The organism is Burkholderia sp. KJ006, from assembly GCF_000262695.1.
Lineage (GTDB): Bacteria > Pseudomonadota > Gammaproteobacteria > Burkholderiales > Burkholderiaceae > Burkholderia > Burkholderia vietnamiensis.
In genome coordinates this window covers 1,185,756-1,200,414 of sequence record NC_017921.1, presented here as the reverse complement: position 1 = coordinate 1,200,414, position 14,659 = coordinate 1,185,756, and the positions used below count along the sequence as shown (strand labels likewise).

General features: G+C 67.6%; 13 protein-coding genes. 2 read left to right on the top strand and 11 right to left on the bottom strand.

Annotation, left to right across the window (positions count from 1 at the left end; translation table 11 throughout):
* Positions 1-20: 20 nt before the first annotated feature.
* The 3 genes from MYA_RS19420 to MYA_RS19410 all read right to left on the bottom strand — a co-directional run bounded on the left by MYA_RS19420 (position 21) and on the right by MYA_RS19410 (position 3,592).
* Complete coding sequence (locus tag MYA_RS19420) at positions 21-1,277, bottom strand: ABC transporter permease (RefSeq protein ID WP_011881703.1); 1,257 nt, start codon at positions 1,275-1,277, stop codon at positions 21-23.
* A 102-nt stretch (positions 1,278-1,379) separates the two neighbouring features.
* Positions 1,380-2,426 (bottom strand): ABC transporter substrate-binding protein, encoded by a 1,047-nt coding sequence (locus MYA_RS19415; protein WP_011881702.1) that lies wholly within the window; start codon positions 2,424-2,426, stop codon positions 1,380-1,382.
* A gap of 74 nt (positions 2,427-2,500) precedes the next feature.
* On the bottom strand, positions 2,501-3,592 hold the full coding sequence (locus tag MYA_RS19410) for an ABC transporter ATP-binding protein (protein WP_011881701.1): 1,092 nt from the start codon (positions 3,590-3,592) through the stop codon (positions 2,501-2,503).
* A gap of 108 nt (positions 3,593-3,700) precedes the next feature.
* On the opposite strand from MYA_RS19410, the gene pdxR reads away from it, so the two are divergent.
* On the top strand, positions 3,701-5,224 hold the full coding sequence (gene pdxR, locus MYA_RS19405; RefSeq protein ID WP_034195007.1) for a MocR-like pyridoxine biosynthesis transcription factor PdxR: 1,524 nt from the start codon (positions 3,701-3,703) through the stop codon (positions 5,222-5,224).
* 36 nt (positions 5,225-5,260) lie between these two features.
* Here pdxR and MYA_RS19400 read toward each other — a convergent pair whose 3' ends face one another.
* The 6 genes from MYA_RS19400 to MYA_RS19375 all read right to left on the bottom strand — a co-directional run bounded on the left by MYA_RS19400 (position 5,261) and on the right by MYA_RS19375 (position 12,225).
* Positions 5,261-6,295, bottom strand: coding sequence for a lipase secretion chaperone (locus MYA_RS19400; RefSeq protein WP_014724718.1), 1,035 nt, complete (start codon positions 6,293-6,295; stop codon positions 5,261-5,263).
* A gap of 3 nt (positions 6,296-6,298) precedes the next feature.
* The gene (locus MYA_RS19395) at positions 6,299-7,393 is read right to left on the bottom strand and encodes an esterase/lipase family protein (RefSeq protein WP_011881698.1); all 1,095 of its coding nucleotides are present in this window, start codon (positions 7,391-7,393) and stop codon (positions 6,299-6,301) included.
* Between the two features lie 237 nt (positions 7,394-7,630).
* A complete protein-coding gene (locus MYA_RS19390; protein WP_014724716.1) occupies positions 7,631-8,725 on the bottom strand; it encodes a triacylglycerol lipase in 1,095 nt (364 codons plus the stop codon).
* A 227-nt stretch (positions 8,726-8,952) separates the two neighbouring features.
* Positions 8,953-11,082, bottom strand: coding sequence for a TonB-dependent copper receptor (locus MYA_RS19385; RefSeq protein WP_014724715.1), 2,130 nt, complete (start codon positions 11,080-11,082; stop codon positions 8,953-8,955).
* An 81-nt stretch (positions 11,083-11,163) separates the two neighbouring features.
* Positions 11,164-11,532 carry a DUF2946 domain-containing protein gene (locus MYA_RS19380; RefSeq protein ID WP_011881695.1) on the bottom strand — a complete coding sequence of 123 codons (369 nt, stop codon included), beginning with the start codon at positions 11,530-11,532 and terminating at the stop codon, positions 11,164-11,166.
* A 156-nt stretch (positions 11,533-11,688) separates the two neighbouring features.
* The gene (locus tag MYA_RS19375) at positions 11,689-12,225 is read right to left on the bottom strand and encodes a cytochrome b (RefSeq protein WP_014724714.1); all 537 of its coding nucleotides are present in this window, start codon (positions 12,223-12,225) and stop codon (positions 11,689-11,691) included.
* A gap of 231 nt (positions 12,226-12,456) precedes the next feature.
* On the opposite strand from MYA_RS19375, the gene MYA_RS19370 reads away from it, so the two are divergent.
* Entirely contained in the window at positions 12,457-13,095 is a 639-nt protein-coding gene (locus tag MYA_RS19370; RefSeq protein ID WP_034195059.1) for a Pr6Pr family membrane protein, read from the top strand.
* Between the two features lie 49 nt (positions 13,096-13,144).
* On the opposite strand, the gene MYA_RS19365 is transcribed toward MYA_RS19370, so the two are convergent.
* Both MYA_RS19365 and MYA_RS19360 read right to left on the bottom strand, forming a co-directional pair.
* Complete coding sequence (locus tag MYA_RS19365; protein WP_014724713.1) at positions 13,145-13,879, bottom strand: peptidoglycan DD-metalloendopeptidase family protein; 735 nt, start codon at positions 13,877-13,879, stop codon at positions 13,145-13,147.
* Between the two features lie 374 nt (positions 13,880-14,253).
* Positions 14,254-14,595, bottom strand: a complete 342-nt coding sequence (locus tag MYA_RS19360; RefSeq protein ID WP_011881691.1) for a DUF4148 domain-containing protein — start codon at positions 14,593-14,595, stop codon at positions 14,254-14,256.
* Positions 14,596-14,659 lie beyond the last annotated feature (64 nt).

The window sequence follows — 14,659 nt, the reverse complement described above, 5'->3', positions numbered from 1 at the left end:
CCCGTTTCCCTGTGCCCGGCTCAGCCGAGGCTCACGTTGGTGCGCGTGAAGCGCCCGTATACCGCATACAGCACCAGCGTCGCCGCGAGCAGCAGCCCGCCGAGCGCACACGCCATGCCCCAGTTGATCGTCACGTTGGTGAAGTACGCGACGTAGTAGCTGACCATCTGGTCGTTCGGCCCGCCGAGCAGCGCCGGCGTGATGTAGTAGCCGATCGCGAGAATGAACACCAGCAGCGCGCCGGCGCCGATGCCCGGGTAGGTCTGCGGCACGTACACGCGCCAGAACGCGGCGAACGGATGGCTGCCGAGCGACACGGCCGCGCGCTGGTAAGTCGGCGGAATCGACTTCATCACGCTGTACAGCGGCAGGATCATGAACGGCAGCAGGATGTGCGTCATCGAGATGTACACGCCGACGCGGTTGAACAGCAGGCTCAACGGATGCGAGATCAGCCCGCTGCCGATCAGCGCGCTGTTGATGAGCCCTTCGCTCTGCAGCAGCACGATCCACGCGGCGACGCGCACCAGCACCGAGGTCCAGAATGGAATCAGCACGAGGATCATCACGAGGTTCGCGCGACGCTCGGACAGCGTCGAGATCCAGTAGGCGAGCGGATAGCCGAGCAGCAGCGCAAACAGCGTGACCGCGACGCCGATCACGAACGTTCGGCCGAAGATCGCGAGGTAGATCGACTGATCGGGGTCGGCCTGCACGATGTTGCCGAAACCGTCCTGCTTGTGGTCGAGCGACGCGAGCAGGTAGAACGGCGACAACTGGCTGCCGTTCTTCGCGATCGACTGCCAGTAAGGGAGCTCGCCCCAGCGCGAGTCGAGCTCGATCAGCTTCGCACGCGTTTGCGCAGGCGTGAGCGCCGCATCGTTGTCGCCCTTCAGCGGCATCGCGCGGGCCGTCTTCGCCACCAGCGAGCGATAGCCGGGAATTTCGGTGTTCAGGCGCCGTGCGAGTGCGCCCATCGCCTCGCTGTCGGCGACCTTCGCCATGTCGGCCGCGAGTGCGACGTAGGCGGCATCGGCGGGCGGCGCCTTGCGGTCCCAGGCCGACAGCGCGGCGATCGTGTTCGGCAGCGCGGTCGCGATCTCGGGGTTCTGCACCGCGCGCGTGAGCAGCGTGCCGATCGGCACGACGAACACGAGCAGCAGGAAAATCGCGAGCGGCGCGATCAGCAGCAACGCCATCGTGCGCTTGCGGGCCTCGGCGGACTTCAGCTCGCGCTTGAGCGCGGCGGTCGACGGTGAAGAGGGGGCGATCGTCATCGTGTTCAACGGTTCTCTCCGGCCGGGCTCGATCCGGTGGAATGCCGCGCGGCGCGCTCGACGCGCCGCGCGGCGGGTTGCATCAGGACAGCTGAACGGCCGTTACTTCGTCGCCCATGCGGCGAAGCGCTGCTCGAGCTCGTCGCTGTGGTCGGTCCAGAAGCCGATGTCTTCCAGCACCGCGTTCTTGCCGTTGGCCGGCGAGTTCGGCAGGTTCGCGAGCGTCTTCGCGTCGAGCGACTTGATCGCCACGACGTTCGACGGGCCGTACGCGATGTGCTGCGCATACGCCTGCTGCGCCTTCGGCGTCAGCGTGTACGCGATGTACTGCTCGGCCAGCGCCTTGTTCGGCGTGCCCTTCGGAATCGCCCAGTAGTCGAGGTCGTAGATGCTGCCGTTCCACACGACCTTCAGGTTCTTGCCTTCCTTCTGCGCGGCGTCGATGCGGCCGTTGTACGCGGTCGACATCACGACGTCGCCGGCCACGAGGAACTGCGGCGGCTGCGCGCCCGCTTCCCACCACTGGATGTACGGCTTGAGCTCGTCGAGCTTCTTGAACGCGCGATCCTGGCCCGCCTTCGTGCCGAGCACCTTGTACACGTCCTTGGTCGGGACGCCGTCGGCCATCAGCGCGAACTCGAGGTTGTAGCGCGCGCCCTTGCGCATCCCGCGCTTGCCCGGGAATTTCTTCACGTTCCAGAAATCGGCCCAGCCCGTCGGTGCGCTCTTCAGCTTGTCCGCGTTGTAGGACAGCGCCGTCGACCACACGAAGAAGCCGACGCCGCAGGTCTGCGGTGCTTCCGGAATCAGATCGGACTTCTTCGCGATCTTCGACCAGTCGAGCTTCTCGTACAGGCCTTCGTCGCAGCCGCGATTCAGGTCGCCCGATTCGACTTCGACGACGTCCCAGCTCACGTGCTTGGCCTCGACCATCGCCTTGACCTTGGCCTGTTCGCCGTTGTACTCGACGGCCGTAACCTTGTTGCCGGACGCCTTCTCGAACGGCTGGTTGAACGCGGCTTTCTGAGCGTCGCCGTTCGCGCCGCCGAAGTTGACGACCGTGAGTTCGGCCGCGGTGGCCGATGCGCCGACGACGGCGAGCGCCAGGGCGAGCGCGGTGCGACGCGCGGTAGTGCTTGCTCCGTTCATGATGGTTCCTCTCGTGGTGGAAGTGAGGCAGTTGTTGTTGACGTCGTACTGCGGAAAAGCGGATGAACCCGGCGTCACGCGAACACGCGCAGGTGCTCGGGCGCAAAGGCGAGCGATATCGGCGCGCCGGGCGAGAACGTGTCGAGCGCGCCCGTTCCGAGCGGCACCTTCACGAAGCATTCGTCCTGGCCCGGCAGCGCGCAGCGCATGCGCACGTGATCGCCGAAATAGATGAGGCTGCGCGCCTCGCCGGTCACGCAGTTGGCCGGGCTGCTTGCCTGACCGTTCGCGAGGCTCATGCGCTCGGGGCGGATGCACGCGACGGCCGGCGCACCTTCGACCGCATCGCCGATGCGGCGGCCGACGAGTTGCGTGCCGTCGTCGAGACGGAACTCGCAGAATTCGCCGTCGACGCGCGCGATGGTGCCGCGCAGACGGTTGCTGTCGCCGATGAAGTTCGCGACGAATTCGTTGCACGGCGATTCGTACAGGCGGTCGACGGTGTCGAGCTGCTGCACGATGCCCTTGTCGAACACGGCGACGCGATCGGACATCGTCAGCGCCTCGCCCTGGTCGTGCGTCACGTAGACGAACGTGACGCCGAGCTTCTCGTGCAGCGCCTTCAGTTCGTACTGCATGTGTTCGCGCAGCTGCTTGTCGAGCGCGCCGAGCGGCTCGTCCATCAGCACGAGCTTCGGCTCGAACACGAGCGCACGCGCCAGCGCGATACGCTGCTGCTGGCCGCCCGACAGCTGCGCCGGATAGCGCTTCGCGAAGCGCTCCATCTGCACCATCTTCAGCGCATGCGCGACGCGCTCGGCGCGCTCGGCGGCGCCGAGCTTGCGCACCGTCAGCGGATACGCGACGTTCTGTTCGACCGTGAGGTGCGGAAACAGCGCGTAGTTCTGGAACACCATGCCGATGTTGCGCTTGTGCGGCGGCACGGTGTTCAGCAGCTCGCCGTCGAGACGGATCTCGCCGCCCGTCGGGAACTCGAAGCCCGCCAGCATCATCAGGCAGGTGGTCTTGCCCGATCCGGACGGCCCGAGCAGCGTCAGGAATTCCCCGCGCTTGATGTCGAGGTCGAGCGATTTGACGACCAGCGTCTCGCCGTCGTAGGTCTTTCGCACGCCGCGAAAGCTGACGATCACATCATCGGACTTCATCGTGGTGGTCCCCTTGCTGCGCGACAAATGTTTTTGACATGCGAACTACTATACGGCGCGTACGGTTCTACAATAGGGAACCATTTCAATATTCCTAGTGGGACCACTTTGGATACCGTGATCCTGGCCGACTGGCTGTCCGCCCGCCTCGACCGCAGCTCGTCCGAGCCGATGTACCGGCAGCTTCTGCAGCAGATGCAGCAGGCGATCCTCACCGGGGAACTGGCGCCGGGCACCAAGCTGCCGAGCTCGCGCACGCTCGCAGCCGATCTGTCGATCGCGCGCAATACGGTGCTTCACGTATACGATCAGCTCACCGCCGAGGGCTACGTGCTGACGACCACCGGCAGCGGCACCTACGTGGCCGACACGCGACCGGACGCCGCGGCGATCCGCGTGCCGGGCGCCGCGCAGCCGTCGTGCGAAGCCGATGCGGCGCCGCAGCAGGACACGCGCCGCGACCTGTCGATGCGCGGCCGGCAATTGATCGAGCATGCGGGCGTGTCGCGGCGCCAGTGGGGCGCGTTCATGCCCGGCGTGCCGGACGTGGCGGAATTCCCGAGCCGGACCTGGAGCCGCCTCCAGGCGCGGCTGTGGAAGGAAGCCAACCCGGAGCTGCTGACCTATGCGCCGGGCGGCGGCTACCGGCCGCTGCGCCGCGCGCTCGCCGACTACCTGCGCGTCGCGCGTTCGGTCAAATGCTCGCCCGACCAGGTCATCATCACGACCGGCATTCATCAGTCGATTGATCTCGCGGTGCGGCTGCTGTCGGACATCGGCGATCGCGCATGGGTCGAGGAGCCGTGCTACTGGGGCGTGCGCAGCGTGCTGCAGGCGGCCGGCCTGACGCTCGCGCCGGTGGCGGTCGATCAGGAAGGGCTGGATCCGCGCACGAGCGACATGCAGCATCCGCCGCGGCTCGTGCTCGTCACGCCGTCGCACCAGTATCCGCTCGGGATGGTGATGAGCCTCGCGCGGCGCCGGATGCTGCTCGAATACGCGCGTCAGCATCGCTGCTGGATCATCGAGGACGACTACGACAGCGAATTCCGCTACGGCAGCCGGCCGCTCGCGTCGCTGCAGGGCCTCGACGACGGCGGCCGCGTGATCTACGTCGGCAGCCTCGGCAAGATGCTGTTCCCCGGCTTGCGGATGGGCTACATGGTCGTGCCCGAGCATCTCGTCGACACGTTTCGCACCGGGCTGTCGGAGCTGTACCGCGAAGGCCAGCTGATGCAGCAGGCCGTGCTCGCGGAATTCATCATGGATGGTCACCTGACGTCGCACGTGCGGCGCATGCGCACGCTGTACGGCGAGCGTCGGCAATTGCTGATCGATGCGATCCATGCGCGCTTCGGCGACGCGCTGCCGGTGATGGGCGACGAGGCCGGCCTGCATCTGGTGCTCGGTCTGCCCGAAGGATGCGACGATCACGCGGTCACGCAAAGCGCGTTCGACGCCGGAGTGATCGTGCGCCCGCTCACCAGTTACTACAGCAGCGAGGCCACCGCACGGCCCGGGTTGCTGCTCGGCTATGCATGCGTCGCGCACGAGCGCATCGGGCCGGCGTTCGATACGCTCGCGGCAACGATCGAACAGCATCTGCCGCGGCATTTCACGCACGCGGCGTAGCGCACGGGCGTCAGCGCGTGGCGTTGGCGCGTGCGGTTACCGCGTGCCGGCCGCGCTGCGATCGAACGCCGCGGCGCGCACCGCTTCGCCCGGCTTCGTGAAGATCCGCTGCCGCAGCGCCGCGATCTGCGCATCGCGATCCTGCTGCGACAACCCGGCCGCATCGATCTGCGCGCGCTGCGCCGCATAATCCGCGTAACGGCTTTGCCACGACGCGTCGTCCTGCTGCATCTGCACGACGCGCGCGGCCACGTCCGCACCGAGCGACTGCGTCAGTTGTGCGCGCACCGCGTCCGGCGTCGCGCCGCTCTTCTGCAATTGCGCGATCTGGTCGAGCGCCGCGCGCTGCCGCTCGGCCGGCGCGCGCGCGGCACGCTCGTCGGCCGGCATCTGCTGGTCGAGCGCCGCGAGCCGCTCCGCTTTCTGCGCATCGGTCAGCGTGCGGTCCTGCACGATCCTGAGCCGTGCGAGATCGTAGCGCTGCTGCGATTGCTCGGCACCGAAGAACGGCTGGCTCCAGTCGCCGAGCGTCCGGTGCGCGATCGACGCGCGCTGGTCGAGCGCGCGCTGCAGCGCCTCGGGATCGATCTTGTCGACCGCGCCGCCGTCCGGCAGCTTCTCGAGCGCGTCGAGATACGCACGGTAGCGGCGCCACACGTCGAGCGCCTCGGGCTGCGCGGGCGTTGCATCGAGCTGCGCGGCGATCTCGCGTGCGACCAATGCGTCGAGCGCGGCCGCAGTGAGCTCGCTGCGCGCGGTCAGGCAGTAATCGAAGAAGTCACGCACCGCGCGCACCTTCGCGAGATGCCCGCCCGAATCGAGCGGCAACCGCGGCGCGCTGGAGCCGACCAGTGGCGCCGGCAATGCGGCGCTCGCCGGCAGCGCGGCCTGACGAACTGCGGCGCTCGCGCCGTCGGCCGCGACCGCATTGGCTGGCGTGCGCGCCGCATCAGCGCCGCTCTGCGATCCCGTGCCGCTCCAGATCGCGACGCCGACGATCGCGGCCAGCCCCGCCGCACCGTATGGCGCGATCCGACGCAGCAGCGGTGCGCGTGTTTGTTGTGCACTCATCGATCACACACCCGCGAGTTTCAGCCGGTTCGCATGCGTGCGGATGACCGCGACCGGGTCCTCCGCAAACGCACCGTGCACGCCGAGCGTCTGATTGATCTCGTCGACGTGATTCCACTTGTAGTGCGTGCCCAGCACCTGCCCGTACAGCGCGCTGCATTTCGACACGAGCCCGTCGTTGCGCCCCGAGCCGCGATTGATCATCACCGTGCCGGTGGCGAGCATCGCGAGCGTCGAAGAGTCGTCCTTGTACGCGGGATCGATCAACGGAATCGTGCTGACATCCTTCGCGAGCATGACGCCGGATAGCGAAAAGGCCGGCCGAATCGCAGTGCCCGTCCACGAGTACAGCAGATGCGTATGGCCGCCGATCGTCTCGGTCGACGCGCCCGTCTCGCAGCTGCCCGGCGCGCCGAGGCCCGCGCTCGGATAGTTGACGTTGTAGACGGCGGCCTGCGACGTGGTCAGCGTCTGCAGCGCGGCCAATGCGTCCTGCTTCAGGTTGAAGTTGGTGCTCGTCAGGAATGCCATCAGATTGACGAACTTCGCGATCACCGCCGACGACAGCCCCGTCGGGTCGTAGGCGAGCACGCGCTGCACGAAGTCCGCGAACTCGGAGCCGCGGTGCGGCGTGCCGATCGTCGTCACCGATGCGACGAGTTCCGGCGCGACCGCCGCGACATAGCGCGACGTGAGGCCGCCCTGGCTGTGACCGACCAGGTTCACCCGCGTCGCACCGCTCGCGGCGAGCACCCGCTTGACGTAAGCGAGCAGCTGTTCGCCGCGCCCGTTCGGACCGTCGTCGCTCTGGAACGCCGACAGATTCGCGACATAGACGCTCGCGCCGTGCTGCTGCAGATCGCCACGTATGCCGTACCACTGATCGATCGCGCCGCCGATTTTCTCGTTGCCGTTGATGCCGTGCACGAAAACGAGCGGATAACGCGTCGCCGCGTAAGTGTCCGATGGCGCGGTTGCCGCCACGGCCGTGCGCGTCGTCGCGAGCGCCATCACGGCAGTCGCTCCCGCGAACGGCGCAGCGCTCATCGCGCATGCCGCTGCACCCGCCATCACCCTGGAACGCATCGATTTAGTCATGTGTACACCCCCGAATTCATCGTCCTCAAAGGCGTGCCGCCGGCCATTGCGTTGCCGTTGCGAACACGCGTCGGCGACGCGCACGCGCCGTTGCAAACAACGGTACCGGCGTGCGCGTCGAGGCCGAGAGTGAATCACAAACCGCGAAGGTTTGACCACCCCGCGAGACGGTGCGCCGAGTGGTCGACACGTCCCGCGACGCAACGCGACGCGCGTCGCGTTGCGCGCGAGCGGAGGTCACACACCCGCGAGTTTCAGCCGGTTCGCATGCGTGCGGATGACCGCGACCGGATCCTCCGCATACGCGCCGCGCACGCCGAGCAACTGGTTGATTTCGTCGAGGTGGTTCCACTTGTAGCGCGTGCCCAGCACCTGCCCGTACAGTGCGCTGCACTTCGACACGAGGCCGTCGTTCTGCCCGGCGCCGCGGTTGATCATCACCGTGCCGGTGCCCAGCAGCGCAAGCGTGGACAGGTCGAGCGCGTTGGCTGGATCGATCACCGGAATCGTGCTGACGTCCTTCGCGCCGGTGACGCCGAACATCGACACGGTGGGCTGAATCGCGGTGCCGGCCCACGAGTACAGCAGGTGCGTATTGCCGCCGACCGTCTCCGTCGGCGCACCCGTCTGGCAGCTGCCCGGCGCGCCGAGACCCGCGCTCGGATAGTTCTGGTTGTATGCAGCGGCCTGCGAAGTCGTCAGCGTTTTCAGCGCGGCGAGCGCGTCCTGGTTCGTGTTGTTGCTGCTGCTCGTCAGGATGCCAAAAACGTTGAAGAAGGTTGCAATCACCGACGACGACAACCCCGTCGGGTCGTAGGCGAGCACGCTCTGCACGAAGTCCGCGAACTCGGAGCCGCGGTGCGGCGTGCCGATCGTCGTCACCGATGCGACCAGATCGGGCGCGACCGCCGCGACATAGCGCGACGTGAGGCCGCCCTGGCTGTGACCGATCAGGTTCACCTTGGTCGCGCCGGTCGCGGCGAGCACCGTCTTCACGTAAGCGAGCAGCTGCTCGCCGCGCCCGTTCGGACCGTCGTCGCTCTGGAAACCGGACAGATTCGCGACATAGACGGTCGCGCCGTGCCGCTGCAGATCCTCCTGGATGCCGTACCAGTACTCGAGCACGCCTGCGTACTTGTCGGTGCCGGTAAGGCCGTGCACGAGGATGACCGGATAGCGCGTCGCCGCGTAGTCGTCCGTCGCCGCGGTTGCCGCGGTCGCCGCGTGCGTCGTCGCGAGCGTCATCACTGCGGTCGTCCCCGCGAACTGCGCGCCGCTCATCGCGCATGCCACTGCCGCTGCCACCACCCTGGAACGCATCGATCTGACCATCTATGTTCTCCTGATTATTGTGATTCTGGTGCGAATGAGATCGGATCGATGCACATTGCCCGTTGCCTCGAACGCAGCCGGCATGTGCATCGAATGCGGGAGTGAATCACGAGTGGCGAACGTTGGGTCCCGACTAGATACGGTTCTCTAATCGCTTGACGCGCCCCGCCGCTTCGGGCGGGGGCGCGCCGCTGCGCGCGCATGCTGCATCGCACACGCGCTGCGCGTTACAGCTTCGCGCTGACGCGCACCCACGCGGTACGCCCGGGCTCCATCACCGGCGCGTTCGCCGCATAACCGAAGCCCGCGTTGCCCGCGAGGTTCAGATGCTCGGTGTAGGCCTTGTTCAGCACGTTGTCGACGCCGACCGAGATCTGCACCTTCTTGCTGACGTTGTATTGCGCATGGAGCGACAGCACGCCGAACCCGCTGCTCGGACCGAAGTCCTTGCCGACCACGTTGCCCTGGTTCAACGCATAGCGATGCTGCGCCGCAACGACTCGCCACAGGCCACCGGCCGACCAGGCGCCACGGGTGTATTCGAGCCCGAAGCGCGCGTCGAGCGGCGGCATCTGCGGCAACGGATCGCCGCTCGTCGCGTTGCGCCCCCATGCATACGCGAGCGACGTCTCGACGCGCAGCGGCGCGACGGGCCGCCACGACACGCCCGCTTCGCCGCCCATGATCTGCGCGTTGACGTTGGTCGCCCGCGTGGTCGCGCCCATCATTCCGGGCGAGTAGTCGAACAGGATGTAGTCCTGTACGTAGCCCGCATAGGCCGACACCCACGCATCGAACCGGTCGCTCTTGTACTGCGCGCCGATGTCGAGCTGCGTGGTCTTCTCCGGCCGCACCGCCGAGAACGCGTTGATCGAGCCCGCCGGGCCGCGGGTCGCGGAGAACAGCTCCCAATAGTCGGGGAAGCGTTGCGCGTGGCCGATACCGGCGTACCACGTGAGCGGCAGCGACGCGAGGTCGCGTTCATAGCGCACGAAGACGCTCGGCAGCACGCGTGCGCGGTCGTCGTCGAACGTTGGATTCGGCTTGCTCGTCATCATCCCGCTCGTCGCCGCACGCTTGTCGCGCGCGCTCGCGTAGTCGATCCGCGCGCCGCCGATCACGCGCGCCGCATCGCTCGCGAACCACGTCAGCTCGCCGAACGCGCCGGCATTCCACATCGTCGCCTGCGGGTCCCAAGGCTGGTCGCCGTAGTTCTGCCGTCCCATCGCCGAGCGCGAATCGAGCCGGTTCGACTGCGCGTCGACGCCGGTCACGAGCTTGAAGTCGTCGCCGAACCGGAGCGTCGCCGCCGCGCGCGCGCCGAACGTGCGGCGCCGCACCTCGGAGGCCATCCGCATCGGCATGCTGCTGGTCGGATCCGGCTGACGCAACGTGTAGTTGTCCATCACGTGATCGGCTTCGTTGTAGTACACCCGCGCCTCGATCCGCTCGAGCACGTCGCCGAGATGCCGCTTGTCGAACGACAGGCCGAACGTTTCGCGGCGAAAATGCGCGCCGTCCATTCCGCGCCCCGCGTAGCGGGCGTAGCCGTCGCCGGTGCCCGCCGTCAGCTCGACTCGCGTATGGTCGTCGGGCGTCCAGCCGAGCGCGGCGTCCGCGTTCCACTTGTCCCATTGCGACGGCACGGTATTGCCGTTGCCGTCCTGGTAGTCCTGCGCGTGCGCGTGATTCGCGATCACGCGGCCGTAGACGTCCGGCGTGCCGGCCGTCACGTCGACGTTCTGGTCGTTGCGGCCGAACGAGCCGCCGACCACGCTGCCGTCGAAGCGCATGCCCGGCCGCTCGAAACGCGGCGTCACGCGCTCGAACAGCACGGTGCCGGCCGACGCGCCCGGCCCGTACAGCACCGTCTGCGGCCCCTTCACGACGGTGACCTTGTCATAGCTCTCCGGCGCGATGTACGAGGTCGGCGCGTCCATCCGGTTCGGGCAGGCGCCGAGCGTCGGCAGCCCGTTCGCCAGGATGTTCAGCCGCGAGCCGAACATCCCGCGCAACACGGGGTCGCCGTTGGTGCCGCCGCTGCGGATCGACGTGAAACCGGGGATCGTCTTCAGATAATCGGCGCCGTCGCTTGCCGGGAGCGGCTGACGCGGCGTCTTCGGATCGGTGACGACGACGAGCGGCGTCGTCAGCGGCGACGCGACGACTTCGACGGGCGGCAACAGCCAGGCCGCGTCGTCCGGCGGCGCGCCGGCGACGCGCACGGGTTCGGCCGCGACGGCGGCGGTCATCGCGCTGACGGCCAGCGCGGGAACGGTGAGAGTGAGCACGCGCGGCACGCGCCGTGCATCGGGATGGCGCGACGCGTTCGGCGCGCGCGACGAAAAATTGGTCATGAGTAAGCCCGAGTGACGCCCTCCACGCAGCCTCGACGGACTGCACGGATAGCGGCGATGAAAGAGACGGAAGACTGCGCGTCAGGCGCGCTCGGGCGGTGCGCGTGGATACGCGCGCGGATAGCGTCGTGTGGCAGCCGCAAGCGTGCGCGGTGCGGCAGCGCCCGCGAACACGGCGGGGATGAAGGCGATCGACGCGGCGACGGGGCCGCCGATCGCGGGAACGTGCGCGAAGAAGCCGCAATAGCCGCAGGCGTCGAGATGCGCCGCGTGATCGTGCGTCTGCTGCGCCGCCCGCGCGAGATGTGCGCCGTGCCCGGTGCCGCAGACGACCGCATCGGGCGACGCGGCCTGCGCGATACGCCACTGCGATACCAGCGGCGCGGCGATCGCGAGCCAGATCGCGAACACGCCGAGCCAGGCGGTCAGATGACGATGTCGATGCAGCATGCGCGGCAATGCGTAAACGGAATGTAAAAGCAGCCGCGATGTTACAGAATGTTCAGCGCGCTGGCCAGCCGAGCGCGGCCGTAAACGACGCAGGGGCGCATGGTTGTATCGGCAACCATGCGCCCCTGCAGCGTGCGCGCGTCGAACCTGTGCGGATTACGGCATCATGCGACGCAGCACGTCGTCACGCCGGACGAAATGATGATAAAGCGCAGCCAGTGCATGCAGGCCGATCACGAAGTAGAAGGCGTTGCCGATCAGCTCGTGCGCCTCCTTGATCGTCGGCCGCAGCGCCTTGTCCGGGCCGAACAGCGTGAACGACACGCCGAGCCAGTCGAGCGACACCGGCTTGCCGCCCATGTTGACCATCATGATGCCGAGCAGCGGCTGCGCGATGATGAACACGTACAGCGCCAGATGCGCGAGCGTCGACAGCCACTTCAGCAACGGCGCCTGCATGATCGCGTCCGGCGCGCGGCTCACCATGCGCCACACCACGCGCAGCACCGACAGGACGAGCACGAACGTGCCCGCAGTCAAATGCACGTTCATCCAGAACGCGCGGCTGTCGCTGCCTTTGGGGCCGCGAACCTCGATGGCCAGATAGGCGAGCGCAACCAGCAGGAAGATGGCCCAGTGAAAGAAGATAGCCGGCGTGCTGTAGCGCGACTGTTTCGCGATTATGTTTTTCATCGTTGCTCTCATGTTGCTCGTGGAGTATGCGCGGCCGGCACGGGCCGCGGCTGCCCGGCGCGCGGCGGCTGTCGCGATTGTAGCGTCGCGGGCAGCGGGTGTTGCACGACTGGATCAAATATCCGACGAATCGGAGCGGCGCGGCGGCATGGCGGCCATATGGAAAGTCCGCATCGCGCGCGTGCGCGGCTGTGGCACGATGAAGCTTTGGTGCGACGTTGCGCAGGCATCATGAGCAAAGCGTTCTTCGTTGCGGCCTACCGGCTCGTCGCCGCGCTGCTCGCGGTGTCCACCACGCTGCACAGCGTCGCCGGCCGCTGGGGCATGCCCAGTTTTCATCTCGGCAACTATCTCAGCTATTTCACACAACTGAGCAGTCTGTACGCGGCGGCGATGCTGATCGCGGGGCTGTCGCGCATTCCGCGCACCGGCTCCGCGCGCTACGAGTCGATGCGCGGCGCGGCGGTGCTGTACGTGCTGATCACCGCGATCGTCTACGAGCTGCTGCTCGCGCGGCTCGATGCGTTGCGTCACGTCACGCCACCCCTGAACAACTGGGTGCTGCACCGGATCGTGCCGCTCGTCGTGCTGTGCGACTGGCTGTACGTGGGGCCGCGCTCGCCGATTCCGCGCCGCAGCACAGTCGCGTGGCTCGGCTTTCCGGTCGTCTATCTCGGCTATACGCTCGTGCGCGGCGCACTGGAAAACTGGTACCCGTATCCGTTCGTCGATCCGCGGCCGCACGGCTACCTGCCGGTCGCCGTTCAGTGTTCGCTGATCGCGCTCGGCGCCGCGGCGCTCGCGCTCGGGATTCGCTGGCTCGGCAATCGTCCGGCGCGGCTCGGCGCCGCGCAGCTCGAGGACGGGTAAAGGCGGGAACGTGTGCGCCGCGCGGCGCACACGTCGTCATGCTATGGCGTCAGCCGCCGTTGCGCGCCAGGAAGTTCATCGGATCGGCGACCTTGCCGTTCTGGCGAACTTCGAACTCGAACGTCGCGCGTCCGCTCGGATCGGTGCCCATCTCGGCGATCGGCTGCCCCGTGCGCACCGCGTCGCCTTCGTTCACGAGCAACTTGCCGTTGTGTCCGTACGCGGTGATCAGGCCGTTGTCATGCTTCAGGATCACGAGCGGCCCATATGCCTTGACGCCCGTCCCGGCATAAACCACGCGCCCGTTCGCCGCGGCGCGCACCGAATGATCGGGCCCCGACGCGGCAATCACGATGCCGCGCGTCTTGCCGGCCGAGAACGGCGTCGCGACGATGCCGGTAGCCGGCCATGCCAGCGAGCCCGGCTGCGCGGAGGCGGACGGCGCCTGCGTGAGCGACGTCGCGGCCGGCGGCGGCGCGACGCGCAGCACCTGGCCGGGCGACAGCGCGTCGTTGGGCGACATGTGGTTCCAGCTCGCGACGTCCTGCACGCGCTGCCCGTAGGCAGCCGCGACGCTCGCGAGCGTGTCGCCCGGGTTGACGCGGTAATAGCCGGCGATCACGCCGGGCGTCGCGGCCGACATCGGCGTCGACGATCGCATCGGCTGCCAGCTGTCGGTCCACGGCGTCATCGTACAGCCCGACAGCGCCGCGGCCGCGACGACCAACGCCGCCTGCGGCAGCCAGCGCGTCAGCGCCTCGTGGATCGGAATCGTTTCTCTCAAGGGTCCTCCGGGGTTTGCGTCGTTGCGCCGCCCACCGCCCTCCGGCATGCGACGCACGATGTCCGGCCGCACGGCCGGACCAACCAGTATCCGACCGCTGGCGCGGCCGGCAGTTTCCACTGCGGAACGTCGGCGCGAATGGGCTCATCGGCCCCTTTTTCGCGTCGTCCCGCCCGGCAAAGATACCATTGGTCGCGCCCATGCCCGCGACCCGTAGCCGATCCCGCAACAATCTTGCGGCTGCCGCCGCCCGCTCGCGACCGGTGCAGCCCATGAAAACAGCCCGCCGTTCCGGGATGCGGAACGGCGGGCTGTTCGTACTGCCTGAGATCGGTCAACGCGGGCCGCGGTAGCGGCCCGCCGACCGTCGGCGATCAACGACCCTTGTAGATCGGTGCGCCGTCCGACACGCGCTTCACTTGCCAGCCGGTCTTGGCTACCGGTGCACCCGACTCTTGCTGGCCGGCCGGTTGCGCGCCGTAGCCGCTGGTATCGGCAGCGGCGACGTTCTGTTGCGGGTTCACACGCGCTTCAGCTGCCTGGATGCCGACCGGGTAGTCGGTCCGGTCGCTGCCCAGCTTGTAGCCGGCCTGTTGCAGTTGGACCAGCTCGGCCTTCACTTGCGCACGGGTGACCGGCGCATTCTGTTGGGCGAACGACACGGCGGGGACGGCGAGAACGGCAGCTGCAGCGAACGTTGCGATCAGCGATTTCATGATTACCTCCGGAATTTTTTTGCTCCGCCGCACACACCATGTCTGCAGCGATGGAACCAAGTTT